14 protein-coding genes and 1 riboswitch are annotated in these 16,424 nt (G+C 36.7%); of the genes, 9 read left to right on the top strand and 5 right to left on the bottom strand.

Annotated elements, in window-relative coordinates; all coding sequences use genetic code 11:
• Positions 1 to 63 precede the first annotated feature (63 nt).
• Positions 64 to 1,839 carry an aminopeptidase P family protein gene (locus EZ428_RS13760; protein WP_131553744.1) on the bottom strand — a complete coding sequence of 592 codons (1,776 nt, stop codon included), beginning with the start codon at positions 1,837 to 1,839 and terminating at the stop codon, positions 64 to 66.
• A 424-nt stretch (positions 1,840 to 2,263) separates the two neighbouring features.
• Between EZ428_RS13760 and EZ428_RS13755 the strand changes: the two genes are divergently transcribed.
• The 7 genes from EZ428_RS13755 (at position 2,264) to EZ428_RS13725 (ending at position 10,127) form a co-directional block, all read left to right on the top strand.
• On the top strand, positions 2,264 to 3,142 hold the full coding sequence (locus EZ428_RS13755; protein WP_131553743.1) for an AraC family transcriptional regulator: 879 nt from the start codon (positions 2,264 to 2,266) through the stop codon (positions 3,140 to 3,142).
• A gap of 157 nt (positions 3,143 to 3,299) precedes the next feature.
• Complete coding sequence (locus EZ428_RS13750) at positions 3,300 to 4,217, top strand: dihydrodipicolinate synthase family protein (protein ID WP_131553742.1); 918 nt, start codon at positions 3,300 to 3,302, stop codon at positions 4,215 to 4,217.
• A 150-nt stretch (positions 4,218 to 4,367) separates the two neighbouring features.
• Entirely contained in the window at positions 4,368 to 5,864 is a 1,497-nt protein-coding gene (locus EZ428_RS13745) for an aldehyde dehydrogenase (NADP(+)) (protein ID WP_131553741.1), read from the top strand.
• Positions 5,848 to 6,846 carry a 4-hydroxyproline epimerase gene (locus tag EZ428_RS13740; RefSeq protein ID WP_131553740.1) on the top strand — a complete coding sequence of 333 codons (999 nt, stop codon included), beginning with the start codon at positions 5,848 to 5,850 and terminating at the stop codon, positions 6,844 to 6,846. The genes EZ428_RS13745 and EZ428_RS13740 overlap by 17 nt, the downstream gene beginning before the upstream one ends.
• A gap of 112 nt (positions 6,847 to 6,958) precedes the next feature.
• A complete protein-coding gene (locus tag EZ428_RS13735) occupies positions 6,959 to 8,251 on the top strand; it encodes an NAD(P)/FAD-dependent oxidoreductase (protein ID WP_131553739.1) in 1,293 nt (430 codons plus the stop codon).
• A 256-nt stretch (positions 8,252 to 8,507) separates the two neighbouring features.
• Entirely contained in the window at positions 8,508 to 8,843 is a 336-nt protein-coding gene (locus EZ428_RS13730; protein WP_131553738.1) for a potassium transporter KefB, read from the top strand.
• A gap of 39 nt (positions 8,844 to 8,882) precedes the next feature.
• The gene (locus EZ428_RS13725) at positions 8,883 to 10,127 is read left to right on the top strand and encodes a hypothetical protein (protein WP_131553737.1); all 1,245 of its coding nucleotides are present in this window, start codon (positions 8,883 to 8,885) and stop codon (positions 10,125 to 10,127) included.
• A 186-nt stretch (positions 10,128 to 10,313) separates the two neighbouring features.
• On the opposite strand, the gene bla is transcribed toward EZ428_RS13725, so the two are convergent.
• A complete protein-coding gene (gene bla / locus EZ428_RS13720; RefSeq protein WP_131553736.1) occupies positions 10,314 to 11,213 on the bottom strand; it encodes a subclass B3 metallo-beta-lactamase in 900 nt (299 codons plus the stop codon).
• 417 nt (positions 11,214 to 11,630) lie between these two features.
• A complete protein-coding gene (locus tag EZ428_RS13715; protein WP_131553735.1) occupies positions 11,631 to 12,230 on the bottom strand; it encodes a YceI family protein in 600 nt (199 codons plus the stop codon).
• Between the two features lie 137 nt (positions 12,231 to 12,367).
• Here EZ428_RS13715 and EZ428_RS13710 point away from each other — a divergent pair, with 137 nt between their 5' ends.
• Positions 12,368 to 13,228 (top strand): winged helix-turn-helix domain-containing protein, encoded by an 861-nt coding sequence (locus EZ428_RS13710; RefSeq protein WP_225871063.1) that lies wholly within the window; start codon positions 12,368 to 12,370, stop codon positions 13,226 to 13,228.
• A gap of 209 nt (positions 13,229 to 13,437) precedes the next feature.
• Positions 13,438 to 13,546: riboswitch (SAM riboswitch) on the top strand.
• A 98-nt stretch (positions 13,547 to 13,644) separates the two neighbouring features.
• Complete coding sequence (locus EZ428_RS13705) at positions 13,645 to 14,640, top strand: TlpA disulfide reductase family protein (protein WP_131553733.1); 996 nt, start codon at positions 13,645 to 13,647, stop codon at positions 14,638 to 14,640.
• 70 nt (positions 14,641 to 14,710) lie between these two features.
• Here the strand turns inward: EZ428_RS13705 and EZ428_RS13700 are convergent, their stop codons facing one another.
• Positions 14,711 to 15,490, bottom strand: coding sequence for an ABC transporter permease (locus tag EZ428_RS13700; RefSeq protein WP_131553732.1), 780 nt, complete (start codon positions 15,488 to 15,490; stop codon positions 14,711 to 14,713).
• Positions 15,487 to 16,401: an ABC transporter ATP-binding protein gene (locus EZ428_RS13695; protein ID WP_131553731.1), complete on the bottom strand. Its 915-nt coding sequence runs from the start codon at positions 16,399 to 16,401 to the stop codon at positions 15,487 to 15,489. Before EZ428_RS13695 ends, EZ428_RS13700 begins: the two co-directional genes overlap by 4 nt.
• Between the last annotated feature and the right edge of the window lie 23 nt (positions 16,402 to 16,424).

Here is a 16,424-nt window from a genome sequence, read left to right as displayed (position 1 = left end):
TCGCTGCGCTCTGGATGACAAATCTTCCTTATTCTTCTTGTCCTGTAACCCACAACCCGCAACTCACAACTGACTTGTCATCATTCCTAAAAATGCTTTTTCTTCTTCGTTTAAAAACGGACTTAACTTGGCATAAACATTAGCATGGTATTGGTTTAGCCAAGCAATGTGCGATTGCTCTAGCAATTCTTTTTTAACTAAAGTGGTATCGATAGGCGCCAGTGTTAAGGATTCGAAAGCATAAAACTCATTAAAGTCATTGGTCTGGTCGGCGATGGTTAATACCAAGTTTTCGATACGGATACCGTGTTTGCCTGGGCGATAAATGCCGGGTTCGATAGAAGTAATCATTCCTAGTTCTACTGGCACAGCAGTGGCTGTTGCGTTAAATACCTGCGGGCCTTCGTGAACGTTCAAGAAATAACCTACGCCATGTCCGGTTCCGTGACCATAGTTTAGGGCGTAATCCCACATTGGTCGGCGAGTAATGGCGTCTATTTGATAACCACAAGTGCCTTTAGGGAAACGAGTTTTACAGCCTTCAATCATCGCTTTTAGCACCAAGGTATAATCTGTTTTTTCTTCTTCGGTATTGTTGCCCATTGGGATTACGCGAGTAATGTCTGTTGTGCCATAACGATACTGACCACCAGAATCTACCAAGAACAAACCTTCGGCCTCGATGGCAACATTGCTTTTTTCAGTTGCACCATAATGAGGCAAAGCACCATGAGCCTTATATGCAGCAATGGTATTGAAACTTTCGCCTATAAAACCATCTTGTGCTGCTCTAAATTCTCTTAATTGTGCGGCGGCAGATATTTCAGTTATTTCTACCTGACCTATATTTTCTTTAACCCATTTGATGAATTGAGTGATGGCTACACCATCCTTAATCATCGCTTGGCGGGTATTGTTTACCTCGACATTGTTTTTAACGGCTTTTAAATGTGTAGATGGGTTGGTCTCTAAAATCTTTTGAACCGATGTAGGAATTAATTTATAAAGCGCAAAACAGTTACGTCTAGGGTCTATTAGAATAGAACTTTCTGCAGGTAAAAACTGTAAGTCTTTAGCGATGGTATCATATCCTAAAACCGATACACCACTTTTAGCCAAGTTGGCTTTGTCATCGGCAGTTAATTTATCACTTTGGATGTATAAGGTAGCTTCAGTTTCTGAAATTAGCGCGAAGCTTAAAACTACGGGGTTATAGCTCACATCTGCACCACGCATGTTGAACAACCAAGCCATGTCATCTAACGAAGAAACTAAATGGTATTTGGCATTGTGTTGTTTCATTGCGTTTCTAACTGCAGTTAGTTTGTCCGCTACCGACTGACCGATATGTTCATCTGCTATTAAAAAGGCAGGTTGAGCTGGTAGGGCAGGTCTGTTCTCCCAAATTGGGCTTAGATAGTCTTTGTGTTTGAACTGGGTGCGCTGATAGGCGAGTTGTTTATGCAACAACTCGCCTAAGGCAACTGAAACTAATTTTTCGTCGAACGCGATGGTGGCGCCAGGTGTTAGTGTTTCGCTTAACCATTGGATGTATTCTGGACTGTGCTGAACTTTAAGTTTAACTAACTCAAAGCCGCTTCCTTCTAATTGCTCTTCTGCTTGTTCGAAATACCTGGCATCTGCCCATAAACCCGCGAAGTCTTGGGTAATGACAACGGTACTCACAGAACCAGTAAAGCCGGTTACAAATGGAATACATTTATAGTGGCTTGGTAAATATTCGCTGATATGTGGATCTGCAGAAGGGATAATGTAGGCTGCAACACCATCGGCTTTCATTTGCTCACGAATGGCGTTTAGTTTTTCAGGATTAGTCATAGGGCAAAGGTGGGGAATTTTAAAGTTTTGGACAATAGGGAAGTTCAGTAGTTCAATAGTCGCAATGGGAAATAGAAAATGGGGAATAGGAAATGGGTTGAGAGTTTATTTGTTCAGTAGTTCATTAAGTTCATTGCCGTTTGGTTTAGCTGACGGAATTAGTTTATTTTTTAACCACCCCTGCCTGCGGCAGGCAGGTAAGAAACCGAATGACACCTTAGGTTTTCTTAGGTGTTAAATATTTCCTTTGCTCTTTGTTCATTTCAACCAGGTGTATCTGGTAATCAAAACGCTTTGCTATATGCTGCTGGCGTTAATACTTTACCGATTTTAACTTTAAGGGCAACTTTAAATTGACTAGTAATTAACAAATTTTAACCTTGCTTATGGTTTTCTAAAATATTTGAGTTAATATTGATGCGTTATGAAGGTGTTACAATTTACCATTCCGGTTGCTCATGATAGCGCAGTGATTGTGCAGGAAGATATAATGCCTCATTTTTATACGCACTTGCACAGGCATAACGAAGCGCAATTGATTTGGATAAAGGAAGGTGAAGGAACTTTGGTGGTTGATAATCATTTATATGCTTTTAAGGCAAATGATGTGTATTTATTGGGTGCTAATCAGCCTCATCTATTTAAAAGTAACCCAGAGTATTTTGTAGAGAACAGCGGTCTGCAAATACAGGCTTTGATGATATTTTTCGACCCAAATGGTAAGTTAACCCCTTTGTTAGATTTACCTGAAATGCAGGTGCTAAAATCGTTTTTGCATCAACAACAAGCTGGATTTAAGGTCCCGTCAAAACATAATGAATTGATCATTTCGCGAATGTTAGCAGTTCAACAAGCGAAAAACCAAGAATTAATGATTAGTTTTTTGCAGCTGTTAAATTCATTGTATCTAACTTCCAGTAAAGCAGAACCTTTGGCGGCTATCCGTTCATCGCAGTTTTCTGAAAATGAAGGGATAAGGATTGCAAATATCTTTAACTATATCATGCAGCACTATGAAAGACTCATTACATTGGAAGAGGTTGCAGAACAGGCGCACATGACACCACAAGCTTTTTGCAGGTATTTTAAGAAGCATACACGACAAACTTTTGTATCCTTTTTAAATGAAATGCGTATTAATGAAGCTTGTAAAAAGTTAACCAGTGGGAGGTATGAAAGCATCGCTACCGCTGCATATACTTGTGGTTTTAATAGCGTAACTAACTTTAACCGGGTTTTTAAAGCAGTAAAAGGTGAATCTCCGAAAGCTTACCTGGAGCATTATTTTAGTAATTTTGGGTAGTGGGTTTTTCGTTTGGGATTACATCGAAAGACGATAGACGATTGACGACAAACGAATCTTCTGACTCCCAAAGGTTAAAATCCGTTTACTTTTCATTAAATCCTGCGAAAGATATTGTATGTTGAGCCATTACTTTTGATTAAAATTATTAAATAATATGAAACACGTAGCGTGGCAAGGAATCTATCCGGCACTTTTAACACCTTTTACAGCAAACGATGAGATAGATTATCCATTATTTCAAAAAAACTTAGATGCGCAAATAGCCGCTGGCGTTGATGGAATTATCATTGGTGGTTCCTTGGGCGAGGCCAGTACATTAACCTCGCAAGAAAAAGCAGAATTTTTAAGTTACTGCGTACAATCAGTGAATGGAAAAATTCCTGTTATTATCAATGTGGCCGAACAAAGTACAAAAGTTGCAATTGCAATGGCGCAAGAGGCCGAGCAATTAGGCGCAGATGGTTTGATGTTGTTGCCGCCATTAAAATATAAAGCAGATGATGAGGAAGTGGTAACTTACTTTCAGGCAGTGGCTAGCGCTACAAAATTGCCGATCTTAATTTACAACAATCCGGTAGATTATGGCATTAAAGTAAGCATTGCCATGTTTGAGCAATTATTGCCTTATGCAAATATCCAGGCAGTAAAGGAAAGCACAAGGGATTTGGCTAACATTACCAATATGATTAACAAATTTGGTGATAGATTTAAAATTCTAGGTGGTGTAGATACCATTTCATTGGAGTGTTTAATGATGGGAGCTGATGGTTTGGTAGCGGGTTTGGTTGACGCATTTCCTGCTGAAACAGTAGCTATTTACAGATTGGTAAAAGCAAAAAGATATGATGAGGCTGTGTTAATTTATAGATGGTTCATGCCATTGTTAGAGTTGGATATTCATCCTAAATTAGTGCAGTATATTAAATTGGCTGCTACTGCTGTAGGATTGAGTTCTGAATATGTAAGAGCACCAAGATTGGTTATTAAGGGCGCAGAAAGAGAAAGAGTTTTAAAAATTATAAATGATGCCTTAGCTACTCGTCCGCAATTGCCAGATTATTTAAATTTGTAATTATTGCTCACTGATTATAGTGGGATTAAATATAATAAGCCCGCTGATTGAAGAGGATTTGCGTAGATAGTGTTAGAGATTAAAATCTGCGAACTGTGTGTAATCAGGGAAAATAATAAAATAAAAATCCGTAAGGAAAATAGAAAATATATGTACAAAGACACCAGCACAGCTGAAATAGATATCGCATTAGAAAAAGCTGTTAAAGCTTATCATCAATATAAAACCTACACCCTTAAACAGCGTGCCGATTTTATGCGGACAATTGCTTTGGAGATAGCTGAATTAGGCGAAGAATTAATTGATACCGCCATGGCAGAAACTAATTTGCCACAAGCACGTTTGCAGGGTGAAAGGGCAAGAACGATTTTTCAATTGAACAGTTATGCTGACGCTGCTGAATTAGGAAATTGGTTAGAAGCGAGCATTGATACAGCATTGTTAGAACGCACGCCACCAAAACCAGATCTGCGTAAAATGCTAATTCCGCTTGGTCCGGTTGTGGTTTTTGGTGCAAGTAATTTTCCATTTGCTTATTCAACTGCAGGTGGCGATACGGCTTGCGCTCTTGCGGCGGGCTGTCCGGTTATTGTGAAGGCACATCCGGCACATCCAAAAACATCTACTTTAATGGCTGATGCAATTTTAAAGGCCGCCAGAAAAACTGATATGCCAGATGGCATCTTTACCCATGTTTATGGCGCTGGTTTTGAAAGTGGCGTATATTTAGTGAAACATGAATCGGTTAAGGCTGTTGGTTTTACAGGTTCATTTAGTGGTGGAAAAGCATTATTCGATTTAGCAAATCAGCGTAAAACGCCAATTCCTGTTTTTGCAGAGATGGGAAGTGTTAATCCTGTTTTCTTGTTACCAGAAAAGCTAGCTACAGAAACTGAAACCTTAGCTAAGCAAATGGCTGGTTCCATTACTTTGGGGATGGGTCAGTTTTGTACCAACCCGGGTTTAATGGTAGCTATAGATGATAAGAGTTTAGATAAGTTTATTGTTAACCTAAAAAGAGAAATAGAAGCAATAACACCTGCCAAGATGTTACATCAAGGAATTGCTGCTAATTTTAACGAAAAATTAGAAAAAGCATTAGCTCAAAAAGGAGTTCAATTAATTGGACAAACTGATGATACGCAGACAGAAGGTAAAGTACTCATTAGCGTTGCTACAGCCTCTGGAAAAACATTTTTAGCTAATCCAGTTCTACATCAAGAGGTTTTTGGACCCTATTCACTGATCATCCAATGTGAAAATGAAAAGGAGCTGTTAGCGGTTGCAAAAGCAATGGAAGGGCAGTTAACGGCAACTTTAATGGCAACTACAAAAGACATTAAAAATCATCAACAACTGTTGGATGAAGTACAAGAGATTTGTGGTCGTTTTATTTTAAATAATGTTCCCACAGGTGTAGAGGTAGCTTTAGCGATGCACCACGGAGGTCCGTACCCTGCAAGTACTGATGGTAGATTTACCTCGGTAGGGGCAGATGGAATTAAGCGTTTTGCCAGACCAATGTCTTACCAAAACTGGGACGATGAGTTTTTGCCAAATGAATTGAAAAATGGAAATCCACTAGGTATTTGGCGGACTGTAAATAACGAATTGACTAAATTACCTCTGGATGAAAAAAACGTTTAGTTGCATCGACGCACATACTTGCGGTAATCCGGTTAGGGTAGTTGCGGGTGGTGGACCAATCTTAATTGGAAATTCTATGATGGAACGTCGTTTGCATTTCCTGAAAGAATATGATTGGATACGTAAGGGTTTGATGTTTGAGCCTCGTGGCCATGACATGATGAGTGGCAGTATTTTATATCCGCCAATAGACCCAAAAAATGATATCGGTGTTTTATATATCGAAACCAGCGGATGTTTGCCCATGTGTGGTCACGGTACAATTGGCACGGTTACCATTGCCATTGAAGAAGGTTTGGTTATCCCAAAAGTGCCCGGAAAGTTGCGTTTAGAAACACCAGCTGGATTGGTTTTGGTAGAATATGTACAGATTGACGGTAAGGTTAAATCGGTAAAACTGATTAACATTAAATCGTTTTTAGCTGCAGAAGGTTTAACAATAGATTGTCCGGATTTAGGAAAATTAACTGTTGATGTAGCCTATGGTGGTAATTTCTATGCCATTGTAGACCCACAAGAAAACTTTAAAGGCTTAGAAAATTATACTGCCGACCAATTAATCAGTTGGAGTAGAACTTGCCGTAAGTTGATGAATGAGCAATACACTTTTGTTCATCCAGAAGATTCAAATATTAATGGTTTAAGTCATTTTTTATGGGCTGGAGCAACCATCTCTCCAGAAGCAACTGCTAGAAATGCTGTTTTTTATGGAGATAAAGCGATTGACCGCTCGCCTTGCGGAACGGGAACATCTGCCCGGATGGCGCAATGGTTTGCAAAAGGAAAGCTCAAAAAAGGCGATAAATTTATTCACGAAAGTATTATCGGTTCTCAATTTATTGGCACTATAGAAGAAGAAACAACTATTAACGGTAAACCTGCAATTGTACCTGGCATTGAAGGTTGGGCAAAAGTAACAGGTTACAATACCATTTTTATAGATGATGATGATCCTTATGCGCATGGGTTTCAGGTAATATAAACCTCACCCCAACCCTCTCCTAAAGGAGAGGGAGCTGTAAAGTCTGATAAATAGAAATTTGTCATTTAGAGCGCAGCAAAGAATGTCTTAATTTTTTTTCCTATTTCCCATTATGACTAATCCATCTTCCATTTTACCTATTACCTCTTCCACTAATAAGGGCAACATCACCATCATAGGCGCAGGTATCATCGGGCTTTGCTCGGCTTATTATCTGTTAAAAGAAGGGTTTAAAGTTACTTTATTAGAGCAGGGCGATTTAATTAATAATTGTTCTTCTGGTAATGCCGGAATGATTGTACCTAGTCACTTTGTGCCATTAGCTGCACCGGGAATGATAAGTAAGGGCATTAAATGGATGTTCGATAGCAAAAGTCCCTTTTATGTGAAGCCATCTTTAAATCCTGCATTAATTTCTTGGGGTTTGAAGTTCTGGAAATATTCCAATCAAAGTCACGTAGATAAATCTGCAGAACCTTTAAGAGATTTACATTTACTAAGTAAACAACTGTATGATGATTTGGCCAAAGAACCTGAATTAGATTTTGGTCTGGAGAAAAAAGGGATTTTGATGTTGTACAAAAGTCAGGCTACTGGCGAGGAAGAAATCCATTTAGCTAAAAAGGCGCAAAGTTTAGGATTAGACGTAGAACCTTTAACAGCAGCACAAACCCAAGCCTTAGAGCCAGATACAGCATTGGATATTTTAGGTTCGGTGCATTACAGGTGCGATGCGCATTTATCGCCAAGCGATTTAGTACAGCAATTGGTTGCTTATTTGAAGAAATACGGCGTAGAGATGATCACCAATTGCCAAGTAACAGGTTTTGAAACAAACGCAGGGAAAATAACGGCCATTAAAACCACAAATGAAACATACACACCAGATTTAGTAATCATGACAGGTGGTTCTTGGTTGCCTGAATTGGCCAAAAAAGCCGATTTAAATATTCCGATTATGCCAGGAAAGGGTTATTCCTTTATGGTAGAGCCAAATGGGCATCAGATTCATCACCCGTCTTTATTATTAGAAGCGAGAGTTGCAGTAACGCCGATGAATGGTCAGATTCGTTTTGGAGGTACGATGGAAATTGCGCCAATGAATGATAAAACGAACATGAACAGGGTAGAAGGTATCGTTAATTCAATTCCAAATTATTATCCAGATTATCAGGTTCCAATTCCTCAAATTGATAAAATTTGGTATGGTTTTAGGCCTTGTTCGCCTGATGGCCTGCCTTATATCGGTTTTACTCAGAAACTGAAAAACTTAATTATTGCTGGCGGTCACGGAATGATGGGCGTTAGCTTAGCACCGGCAACGGGCAAGTTGGTTGCGGAATTAGCTGTTGGAAGTAAGTTGTCTGTTGGAGTTGGCATTTACAAGGCTGATAGGTTCGGTTAGTAGCTATAGCTTTCCTTTATCTCGATAAAAACCTTTGTATCTACCAATGATGGAAAGGTTTCAGCATTCTTTTTCATGCTTTTTATTAGTGGGCAATATACGGCTTAGGTGATTTCATTACCCATTGAATAACAAATTATTAGTAATTATAAATTATTTTAATAAAGTACTTTGAAATTCAAAGTGTTTTATCTTATCTTTGTGGTGTTAAATTAGAAAACATACTAAAACACAAAATATTTAAAACACCACTGTCATGACAAATCAAAACAACTTAACAAAATTTACCTTTACGCCTCAACTACTTACAAGAATGTTAATAGGAGGGGTAATAGGCTTAGCAGTGGTTTCTCTATTACTATATGCTACAAAAAATCCTGATCCAGCTTGGGGGAAATTCTGGATGATTAGACCTTTAATTGTTTTACCATTAGCTGGTGCAACAGGTGGTGCGGTTAATTACTATATTGATTCACTTACTAACCATGGAACTTGGAAAAAGATTTTTGGTATCTTGTTAAGCTTTGTCATATTTATCATCGGTTTATGGATGGGTACAGTATTAGGTTTTGCTGGCACCATATGGAACTAATCTTTATAATTTAGATTATCTTAATTCAATTTTAAAATCATGGAAAACGAAATACGCAATCACCTTAACAACCCTACCGAACTTGAAGCTTTGTACAGGAACAATAAGGTTCGTTTTAAAAGATCTTTTGATGTATTGTATACTGAGTTTAAAGGAAATGCTATTGCCGATTGTTGGAAAGAAAGATTGCATTATGAAAGCCCTGAATTAAACTGGGGTTCTCGCAGTGAGTTGTTATATGTGGTTGTGGCATCGCTTATTGCCGGACTTGTGGCAAAGCTTCCTGCTATTTTTAATATCAATGAGGATTATTTCTATCCAAGGAATATTGGTTTTATCGTTTTCCCAATGTTAACGATTTTCTTTGCTTGGAAAAATAAGCTATCGGTTGCTAAAATTGCTTTTATTGCTGTTACAACGTTAATAGGGCTAATTTTTATCAATAGCCTTCCCAATGTTAAACAAAGTGATACCTTAATTTTATCATGTATTCACTTAGGTTTATTTTTATGGTCAATATTAGGGATTGCTTTTGTTGGTGAGCAGACTAACGATAAACAACAACGACTTGCCTTTTTAAAATATAATGGCGATTTGGTTGTAATGACCACCCTCATTTTAATTGCCGGTGGTATCATGTCTGCTATTACAGTAAATCTTTTTGGACTGATTGGTCTTGAAATCGCAGATACTTATTTCCAATATGTAGGAGTTTTTGGGATTTCAGCAGCACCAATGGTAGGCACTTATCTTGTTCAAACTAATCCGCAATTGGTTGGTAAAGTTTCGCCAGTAATTGCCAAAATTTTCAGCCCCTTGGTATTGGTAATGTTGGTAGTGTATCTAATTGCCATAGTTTACGCTGGTAAAAACCCGTATAACGATAGAGAGTTTTTACTCATTTTTAATGCCTTGTTAATTGGCGTATTGGCAATCATCTTCTTTTCGATAGTAGAAACGGCTAAAGCAACAAAAAATACAACAGCTGTATGGATACTTTTATTACTGGCAACGGTAACTGTTATAGTTAATGGAGTTGCACTTTCTGCAATTGTGTTCCGCATTGCCGAAATGGGTATAACACCAAATAGGGCAGCTGTTTTAGGAAGTAATGTTTTGATATTGATTAACCTGTTATTAGTTACAACTAAGTTGTTTAAAGTGCTTGCTAAAAAAGTAGAGATTGATGATGTAGGTAAAACGATAGCTTCTTATTTGCCTATTTATTTTATATGGACCATTATTGTAACCTTTATATTCCCATTGATATTTGGGTTTAAATAGAGGAGAGTCGGAAAGTCGGTAAAGTCCGAAAGTAGGAAAGATAACATGCACAAAAAACCAGCTAAGATTTATTAGCTGGTTTTTGCATATAAGTAACCTTTGGTTTTCTTAGGTTTCTTTGGTGGTAAATCTTAGATTCTCTAACTTGCCTGCCGGCAGGCAGGAATGTTTTAGATGGTAAAAAAGTTAATTGCTAGATTTTACAGCAATCTTTTTATCAAAAGCTAATTGTAAATCTGCCAGTGCCTTATCGTATCCTTTTTTATCCATAAAAGCAGTTGGGTTATAGCTATCTGTAGGTTTATGCTTTTGATGTAAGTTAAATTGGCTTGCATGAGACGCTAACCAAATATCAAACGATAAAGCTTTCATTGCTTTCAAAGTGCGAGCATAATCTTTCTCAATGTTTGGATAAGCATCCACTTCATGAAACTTCTTATCTGTTACGATGGTTGGCATATTGGCAATCAACACTTTATATGTTTTAGTTTTATCTTTTACTTCTAATAGGTAACTGCAAGAACCTTTGGTATGTCCAGGATGGTCTAACATGACCAATTTAGTACTTCCTAACTTAATTACCGCTTTGTCATGCAATAGTGCATCTGGTTTTAAAGGAAGATAAGTTTTTACGCCATTTCCTAATGCATAATCAGAGCTTCCGCCATCTTTCATTACTTGCGCATCATTTGCATTGACTAATACTTTGGCTCTGGTTGCTTTTTTTAAGGCTGCCATAGCACCCATGTGGTCATAATGGGCTTGTGTAGTTAATAAAATTTTGGTGTCAGTAAGCTTAAATCCTAGCGCTTTAATATTGTTGCTTATGAGTTGCTCAGAATTTGCTAGGCCAGTATTGATTAAAATATTTCCTTTCTCAGTAACGATTAAATAACAAGCTAAATCATAAGTGCCTACATGGTACAAGTTGCCAACAATGCGAAAGGGTGCATAAGGTTTTGACCATTCAGCAGGTGTATCCTTTGGTTCTGCAATGGTTTGAGCAACAGTTTTGAAGGTAAAAATTGATATTAATAAACAAATAACGAGCGTAAAAATGGGATGCTTTAATGGAGTTGAAATCATTTTCAAATATAAATATTCGGAAATAATTTAAATGATTTGTTAGTCAATAATTAAATAAGGTTTTTGTGAAAATTAGCGGTAGCTGTTTCCATAGGTACTGCAGTCCTTCTTTCCACTTTAATCGGGTAACCGAAATGGTTCACCCTAAGTGTTCGTTCCAATAAGGTTTATTTAACAAAGTTGGTGGTTCTTGGCATCTGCAAGGAAAACCCCTCATAGTAGCACAAAGCTGCATTTAATAAACCCGATTGGAGCGATAGCACTTGAGCTGAAAGCAAAACCTGCCTGCGGTAGGCAGGGACTAAAGCAAAAAGCGGGACTGACGTAAAAATGGAAAATAGCTTTTGCTTTTCAAAAAACCTTTAAAAGCTTAAAATCCCATTGGTTGGTGAGCCACCAACCAAGGTACGCACATTGTTATTTTCCAAAAGTTAAATCTAAAGAGATTTGGATATCATCATCTATCATTTTGTTTTTGATGGCAGCTGTAAAATCCCAATCATTTGGTTTTTCTTTAAAATCTATGTTCCATTTTTTGCGGGCAATGTTAAAATTAGCTTTAGCAGTTATTAACTCTCCTTTTTTTACGATAGCTGCATTAAATTCGATACGATGGGTTATTCCCTTAATGGTTAGATCGCCGGTTACCCGAAAAACATTTGGAGTTGGTGTTTTAAGGATTTGTTTAACAATCATGGTGGCGGTTGGATAAACAGCAACATCAAAAAAGCCAGGTGAACGCAATTCTGTGTCAATTTCTGCTCTGCCTTTTTCTGTTGGACGGTCCAAGCTCGTCATTTTATTCATGTCCATGATGAAACTGGCTGCTGTAGGTTCGCCTTTGGGGGAATAATCTAATTTACCCCAACTGAATAGAATCTGTCCGTTGTGTTTTCCCACCGTTTCTATTTTCCATGAGATTTTACTTTTTTTAATGTCTAAAGAATAACTTTTTTGTGCTGTTGCCGAAAATGAAAGGCTGAACAATAGCAGAATAATTGTAATTTTATTAATCATGAGTTTATGGGTTTAAAACTGTAAACCTAGCTACCAATGATAAATTTGCAGGAATAGTTATTGTAAATTAAAATGTAAACTTTGTAAAAAATTAGGCAAACGGTATGATATTTCGACAAATACGTTCATATTCAAAAATGAAATATCTTTTTGGGTTTACTTTACTTTTAAGTGCAGCTATGGTTTGTGTTGCTTTTAACTTAAGCACTAACGAGGATTTTGAATTAGCTAAACAACAAATCTTGCTAAGGAAAATAGGACATGAGTTGCTTTTACGTGCTGGAGACAGCACATCGAGGGTAATGCCTGTGAAAAAAATAGCAACTAATGAATATCAGATTAGATTTGAAAATGAGCTTACCTTTGAGGCAGATTCATTGATAAAGATTGTGAAAAATACGCTCACTAAAGACCAGCTTTCTAATGGATATATTGTAAATGTACGCAACTGTACAGGCTTAGACATTGTTTTCGGTTATGCCATGGCTGGAAACATAAAAGACGATGTTATTGCATGTACAGGAAGAACACAGCCAAAGGGATGCTATTTAATTGAAATCAAATTTCAAAATACTGGTTTAACACCTATACAAAAAGGATATTTAATTGGCGGAATTCCATTTCTTGCTATTGTGGGGCTGTTGTTTACTAGTGCCAAAGGCAAAAAGAAAATACAAATTGAAAATAATGTTGTTAATGAACAATTGAAGATTGGACGTACATTTTTTGACTTTGAAAACCGTAAGTTGACTTTTGCCGAAACGATTACAAAACTTACTGTTAAAGAGACTAAGTTATTATGGATATTGGGGAATGAACAGAATGTAGTTGTTGATAGGAGTAGGCTCCAAAAAGAAATATGGGAAGATGAAGGTGTAATTGTTGGTAGAAGTTTAGATGTGTTTATTTCTAAATTGAGACGAAAATTAGAAGCCGATTTATCTATTCAATTGAAAAACATTCATAGTAGAGGATATAAACTAGAAATAAAGAATTAATACAAGCTATACTTTATTTCGGTTTCGTAATTAACTTATTTACAGGTTTCTATTTCTTGGTTTTTACTTTAATAAAATTCCCATTTCCCCAATAATTCATTCAGTTTTTATAACATTAATTGTCATTATTCTATCATTTGAAAATAAAGTCTATAATTTTAATAGACTTTATTTATCTTTGCCTCAAGACAAAAGTTCTTGACTAAAATTACTTATAAAGAAAGACTGAGGGATAGGCCCGATAACGTCTTAGCAACCTGATACAAATCTGAAGTAAAAAGGTGCTAATTCCTACTCTTTAAAAGAGAAAGATAAGTAGTATAAATGCCCATATGCTGGGAAGTATGCTATTATGCCTATCATTTGTTTTGAAGTAAAAGAAGAAATGATTTTATAGCAATTAATAATTTATAAAGATGAAAAAACTAAAAACCCTTATTACAATTCTGACCTTAAGTATTGGTATTGTTAGTGCACAAGAAAAGAAAGACATTGCGCTTACTGGCACTGTGAAAGGAGTAAGTTCTGGCAAAGTTTACTTGCAAAAATTTAATAACAAAATGTTCAATACCATAGATTCTGCAGAAATAAAAGATGGTACTTTTCAATTTAACGAGAAATTGATTTTACCCGAGTTATATGGGATAACATTAAATAAGAATAAATCGCCTTTGTATGTTTTTTTAGAAGCTGGAAAGATTACAGCGGAAATTGATACCGCGAAATATTTAAGTGCATCAGTTATTACTGGTTCAAAAAGCAACGACTTGTTTACCGCCTATAAAAAACAGAGAAATGTAGATATTAAAACATTCATTCAGCAAAACCCAGCGTCAATTGTGTCTGCTTATGTATTATACAGAGATTTTTCTTATCGTTTAAGTCCAGATCAAATTAAGGAGAATTTAGATTTGCTTGATCCTGCATTAGTACAAACACCTTATGTAGCTGTTTTGAAAGAATTGGTTGGTGTATTAAACACTGTTGCCATAGGTAAAAAGGCACCAGAATTTACATCCTTAGATCAGTCTGGAAAATCTTTTAGTCTTTCTCAACTTCGTGGTAAATATGTTTTGATAGATTTTTGGGCAGCCTGGTGCGGACCTTGCAGAAGAGAAAATCCAAATGTAGTGAGTGCTTACCAAAAATATCACTCAAAAGGATTTGATGTATTAGGCGTTTCATTGGATAAAAGCAAAGCAGATTGGATTAAGGCAATTAAAGATGATGGGCTTACTTGGACACATGTTTCTGATTTGAAATATTGGGATAGTGCACCAGCCAAATTATACGGTGTAAGAGCTATTCCATCCAATGTATTAATTGATCCAAATGGTGTAATTGTTGCACGAAACCTGAGGGGAGAGGAATTGCATAAACAACTAGATGAGCTATTAAAATTAGCTAAATAAAAAGATGATATAAATACAAAAGCCTTAGAGAAATCTAAGGCTTTTTTTGTTTTATAAACGTTAATGAAAACTATCTTTCTTTTATTCGGCTAAAATCTAAAAACCCTAAGATTAAAAAAGCTGCTGCATAAGCTGCAGAACTCCATAAGACATAAGGAACTTTAGCAGCATTACTTTTAATAACAATGAAACCAGAAAAGTTAAAAAAGTATTTATCGGCATCGACTACTGGAAAACCAATCATGTTAATCATACCCAATATTGACATTAGAACACCAACTCCAATAGGTACCAAGAAGCTTTTGAAACGCATTCCCATCCAAAATTGAAAGGTAGAAAGTGCTAAAATAGCTACATAAGTTTTACCCAGTTGCATTAGCATTTTGAGCCAATCTAAATGGTTTCCACTAAAATTAAATCTTGGATTAAGGATGCCTGAGAAATATCCTGATATGCCCACAAGTATGATATGTAGTGCTATAAAAGCCAAAATAAAGAACTGGAATAATAGAAACTTAGAAAAATAAAGTTTTCCCAGTGATTGAGGGGCTGCGAACACTTGTTTCCATGTATGGTTTCTGAATTCTATTTGGGGTAATAAAGTGCTCATTAAAACCACAAACATTGGTAAAAAGACCATACTAATGATTCCCCAACCCTGATAATGATAGAAATTCCAAGCGTCTTTACTAACCCTTGCAATATCATCTGAAAGGTGACCATCTTGTTCTTCTTGGAAAACCAATAACATGAATGCAGGAGCAAAGGCGGCCATGATTAATGTTAAAATCCAAGTTGGCGAACGTTTGGTTTTTAAGAATTCTGATTTTAAAGAAATGGCTAAGCTCATGCGTGTTGGGTAGTTAAGTCCATAAATAATTGTTCTAAGTTATTTTGTTGAGGATGAAGCAAATAAATATCTAATTGCTTCTCGTATAAGGCTCTGCTCATTTTGGCAATTTCTTGCTCATTATGGTAAGAGACAGAAATTACACCCTCCATTAATTCTGGCTCATGCGCTTTTAGAACTTGGAGAGCTGTTTGATCATCTGAAGTATGGATAAGCAGTTTAGATTGCTTTTTTTGTAGCTGTTTTAATTCATTCATCGAACCTTGGAAAATCATTTCACCTTTAGAAATAATCCCTATTCGGTTTACCATTTTCTCTATTTCAGCTAATTGGTGACTAGACATTAGGATGGTCATTCCTTCTTCCTTGTTTAGTTTTTTTACCAATTCTCTCAGCTCAATAATCCCAGTAGGGTCTAGTCCATTTGCAGGTTCATCTAAAATTAACAGTTCAGGGTTCGGCAATAAGGCAAGCGCAACAGAAAGGCGCTGTTTCATTCCCAATGAAAATGACTTTACCTTTTTCTTCCCTGTATGCTCTAGTCCAACTATTTTAAGTACTTCAGTAACTCTAGCCTTTGATGCGCCATATATTTCACGGTACACCTCTAAGTTTTCATATGCTCTTAAGTGTCCATATAATGATGGATTTTCAATTAACGACCCAACTTTTCTTAAGATAGCTAACCTATTTGAGCTAAATTCCTGACCAAATACTTCGATTTTACCAGTTTGTATTTTAGTTAAGCCCAGTAATAAGCGTAAAGTTGTAGTTTTACCAGCTCCATTTGGGCCAAGGAAGCCATAAATATCTCCTTTAGCCACATTCAGGTTAATGTTGGTTAACGTTTTTGTGCCTTTGGCATGGGAATGCTCCAGGCCTGTTGTTTTGATAATATAATTATCGTTCATCTTTTTTTTGTTTGATGGTGGGC

The organism is Pedobacter frigiditerrae (assembly GCF_004331645.1).
Classification (GTDB): Bacteria; Bacteroidota; Bacteroidia; order Sphingobacteriales; family Sphingobacteriaceae; genus Pedobacter; species Pedobacter frigiditerrae.
The sequence above is the reverse complement of the archived record's forward strand: the minus strand, read 5'-3'. Positions and strand labels throughout refer to the sequence as shown.

Bases quoted from the DNA above. Each gene is read 5' to 3' on its own strand.
- EZ428_RS13715 (WP_131553735.1), bottom strand. From the start codon at position 12,230: ATGATTAATAAAATTACAATTATTCTGCTATTGTTCAGCCTTTCATTT.
- EZ428_RS13700 (WP_131553732.1), bottom strand. From the start codon at position 15,490: ATGAGCTTAGCCATTTCTTTAAAATCAGAATTCTTAAAAACCAAACGT.
- EZ428_RS13710 (WP_225871063.1), top strand. From the start codon at position 12,368: ATGAAATATCTTTTTGGGTTTACTTTACTTTTAAGTGCAGCTATGGTT.
- EZ428_RS13705 (WP_131553733.1), top strand. From the start codon at position 13,645: ATGAAAAAACTAAAAACCCTTATTACAATTCTGACCTTAAGTATTGGT.
- EZ428_RS13730 (WP_131553738.1), top strand. From the start codon at position 8,508: ATGACAAATCAAAACAACTTAACAAAATTTACCTTTACGCCTCAACTA.
- EZ428_RS13735 (WP_131553739.1), top strand. From the start codon at position 6,959: ATGACTAATCCATCTTCCATTTTACCTATTACCTCTTCCACTAATAAG.
- EZ428_RS13760 (WP_131553744.1), bottom strand. From the start codon at position 1,839: ATGACTAATCCTGAAAAACTAAACGCCATTCGTGAGCAAATGAAAGCC.
- EZ428_RS13750 (WP_131553742.1), top strand. From the start codon at position 3,300: ATGAAACACGTAGCGTGGCAAGGAATCTATCCGGCACTTTTAACACCT.
- EZ428_RS13725 (WP_131553737.1), top strand. From the start codon at position 8,883: ATGGAAAACGAAATACGCAATCACCTTAACAACCCTACCGAACTTGAA.
- EZ428_RS13740 (WP_131553740.1), top strand. From the start codon at position 5,848: ATGAAAAAAACGTTTAGTTGCATCGACGCACATACTTGCGGTAATCCG.
- bla (WP_131553736.1), bottom strand. From the start codon at position 11,213: ATGATTTCAACTCCATTAAAGCATCCCATTTTTACGCTCGTTATTTGT.
- EZ428_RS13695 (WP_131553731.1), bottom strand. From the start codon at position 16,401: ATGAACGATAATTATATTATCAAAACAACAGGCCTGGAGCATTCCCAT.
- EZ428_RS13755 (WP_131553743.1), top strand. From the start codon at position 2,264: ATGAAGGTGTTACAATTTACCATTCCGGTTGCTCATGATAGCGCAGTG.
- EZ428_RS13745 (WP_131553741.1), top strand. From the start codon at position 4,368: ATGTACAAAGACACCAGCACAGCTGAAATAGATATCGCATTAGAAAAA.